The organism is Helicobacter didelphidarum (genome assembly GCF_003364195.1).
In the GTDB taxonomy this organism is placed as follows: domain Bacteria; phylum Campylobacterota; class Campylobacteria; order Campylobacterales; family Helicobacteraceae; genus Helicobacter_A; species Helicobacter_A didelphidarum.
Window position 1 is genome coordinate 1 of the sequence record NZ_NXLQ01000076.1, and the last position, 2952, is coordinate 2952.

Sequence of the window (2952 nt, forward strand, 5' to 3'; positions counted from 1 at the left end):
CCTCATATCTCCTATACCCCATTCTTACGAGTAGCCTCTCCAATAGCAAGTAATCATAGTGGATTATTTGCTATCCCTAGAGTAGGAGATGAAGTGATTATAAGCTATTTAGAAAATGATATAGATAAGCCCTATATTAGTTCTAGTTTGTATAATGTGAGTAATCCTAGTATCAATGATTTACCCTTTAATGATAATCAAACCTCACTTTCATCTAAGACTATAGGCAGAGATGAGAATGGTATCAATGAACTTACTCTCTCTAATATCAAAGACAAAGAACAAATCTATCTTCATGCACAAAGAGATTATGATGAGATAATAGAGCATAACTTTACTCAAAGGATTAAACATAATAAAGACTCTCAAGTCAAAGGCAACTACACAGAATCTATCAACAAATATCATAGACAAGAAATACTAGGAGTAAAAGATGTAAGAGTAGGAGCAGAATATCTAACCAATGTAGCACTCTCTAAGGATACCATAGTAGGAGGAAGTCATACTCTTAATATAGGGATAGATAATAAACTAAGAGTATTAAAGAATAGTAGTGAGTATATAGGCGGGGATAAAGAGACTACTATACAAGGCAATACAATAGAATCTATTCATGGAGAAAGAATAGAGAATGTGAGAGGAGAATCACAGATTTACATACAAGGAAGTTTCACACAGAATGTGGAAAAGGATATTGATGTATCTGTTGCTAATAATCACACTACAACAGCACAATCAAGTATATTTGTAAATGCCAATGAAGAAATATCTCTAGATTCTAAAAAACATATTACCATAAATTCTAATAGCACAGATATAAGCACAGAAGCAAATATAGCCCTCAATGCAGGAGACAATATCAATCTCCAAATAGGAGATACTACCATCACCGCTACAAGTGATAAAATAATCTTAAAGGCTGGAGGGGTAGAAGCGATATTAGATTCTAATGGTTTAGTAGTCAAAGGTGGAGAGGTGAAGAGTGAGTGAGTGAGAAAAACAAGATAGGGATTAGGGGAGTATGTAAGCTATAATACAGATTCTAAAGGAGCGATGATGAAGCAAGATTCTCATAAAACTACTAAAAGGTTTGACCCATTACTATTTAATGGCTTGGGAAGTGAGAGGGAGCGAAAATGGAATAATATTGTTAATGTTATTATGTATGATATTAGTATTATTATTGGTGTAATTTCTTTTGTATTTTTCAATGTTTTTGTGATTCAAAAATCAAATAATAATATTTGGATATTTTTATATATTATTTATATAATTACTTTTATAATTTATTGTATTTTATGGTTTTATTTATTTGTTAATTTTTTTCATAATACTCTAATAAATAAGCATATTGATAAAAGTAATCCTTTACTAGTATGCGAATATCAAAGTAGCTTTAAAAATTATTGTGTATGGATTTTAGGGGCTACTTTTATGTTTATTGTTTATCTTATTTGTTCTATATTAGCTATTGCTATACCACCTATTATTTGCTTTGTTTTAATGCATCTATATTGGAGCAAACCATTTTTGCTTAAAAGGATTCTATTGTTTGAAGATTGTGTTGTGCTAGAGTATAGAATCTTTGGAAATATGAAACTTAGTAGAGAAAACTTAGCATTAATACAATCACCAACAACAATTAAGAGCAAACTTTTTGGTGCAACAGCTTTTGTCCTTCCTGTAATTTTTGATAATACAAAATACAAATATTTTATTACTTATTTATGCACAAGATTTAGTGTCTTCGGTTTAAGCAATCTCAATAAGCTTTGGGAAGAGCTAGATTCTCAAATGGGATATAGTGCAGAAAATATGATAAACCCTAATAGAGTAATGCTAAATACGCTTAAAAGTGTAATTAAGGAAAACCAATGAATAAAATATATGGCATTTCTGTCATCTGTATCCCGAACGATAGGCTTGAAACTGATGAATTATGATGGAAAAATACAAATTCTAAGGAAGCAATGATGAAGCAAGATTCTTATAAAACTACTAAAAGGTTTGACCCATTTTTATTGCAAGGATTACCACGAATAAATGATAATAAAGATTCCATAAATACAATAGATTATAAAAGAATTAAGATGTATAAACATATCTTTACTCTTAGTAGATTTTTTGCTTTAATGAGTTGCTGTTTTGGGGTATTGGTTATGTTAGCAATGTTTGATGGAAAACTTAAAAATAAGGAATTTTTTATGAGTTTTTTGCCTTATACAGATATACTTGGTATTTTATTTTTTATTTGTTATTTGATAATTCAGATTCTAATTTTATATAAATTTATTTCTTTTAGAATCAAAAATAACATATCTTTAAAAAATATTACTCCCTATAACAAAACCCCAAAGTTTAGCAGGTTTGTTGTTATGATTGGTGTTATTGTGCTTTGCGTATTGGGTTTTTATGTGCATATTGGATTTTTTCACCACTCATTATGCTTTACCTCACTCCACGCGTAAAGTGTGTATATGCCGATAAAGATGGTGCATTATACGCTGAATTTGTTGTATTTTTTAAAATTTATATCGGATTATACTCTATTAGAAATGATGAAAGTTTATACTACTGCGAATATTATTTTTCCCAATCAACCATTCCATGTAAGCACCAGCAACTAACTCGTTGCATTATTGATGATAAATATCTCATAAAACTCTCTATTTATGATTTTGCAACACATATAGATTCTACACAGCTCATTAAAACCCTTACAAACAGAGTGATTTTACAGAAAAATACAGAACAAGCACAGAATAATAAAATCAATATAAGGGATTATCATGGGTAAAAATATACAAACAAAACAACTTCAAGGGATATGTATCACAAGTGATAATAGAAAAATACAGATTCTAAAGGAGCGATGATGAAGCAAGATTCTCATAAAACTACTAAAAGGTTTGACCCATTACTATTTAATGGCTTGGGAAGTGAGAGGGAGCG

Annotated in this window: 4 protein-coding genes; all 4 read left to right on the plus strand. The window is 29.8% G+C overall.

Going from position 1 to position 2952, the window contains the following annotated elements:
* On the plus strand, window positions 1–990 hold a 990-nt coding region (locus CQA53_RS10600; protein WP_281271189.1), incomplete at its 5' end, for a bacteriophage T4 gp5 trimerisation domain-containing protein.
* 66 nt (window positions 991–1056) lie between these two features.
* Window positions 1057–1878, plus strand: a complete 822-nt coding sequence (locus CQA53_RS10605; protein ID WP_115543925.1) for a hypothetical protein — start codon at window positions 1057–1059, stop codon at window positions 1876–1878.
* Window positions 1879–1973: 95 nt separating this feature from the next.
* A complete protein-coding gene (locus CQA53_RS10610; RefSeq protein WP_115543926.1) occupies window positions 1974–2468 on the plus strand; it encodes a hypothetical protein in 495 nt (164 codons plus the stop codon).
* Window positions 2444–2797 (plus strand): hypothetical protein, encoded by a 354-nt coding sequence (locus CQA53_RS10615; RefSeq protein WP_115543927.1) that lies wholly within the window; start codon window positions 2444–2446, stop codon window positions 2795–2797. The genes CQA53_RS10610 and CQA53_RS10615 overlap by 25 nt, the downstream gene beginning before the upstream one ends.
* Window positions 2798–2952 lie beyond the last annotated feature (155 nt).

What these genes read in the sequence shown, in the direction of transcription:
- CQA53_RS10605 (WP_115543925.1), top strand. Translation starts at nt 1,057, where the DNA reads ATGAAGCAAGATTCTCATAAAACTACTAAAAGGTTTGACCCATTACTA.
- CQA53_RS10610 (WP_115543926.1), top strand. Translation starts at nt 1,974, where the DNA reads ATGAAGCAAGATTCTTATAAAACTACTAAAAGGTTTGACCCATTTTTA.
- CQA53_RS10615 (WP_115543927.1), top strand. Translation starts at nt 2,444, where the DNA reads ATGCTTTACCTCACTCCACGCGTAAAGTGTGTATATGCCGATAAAGAT.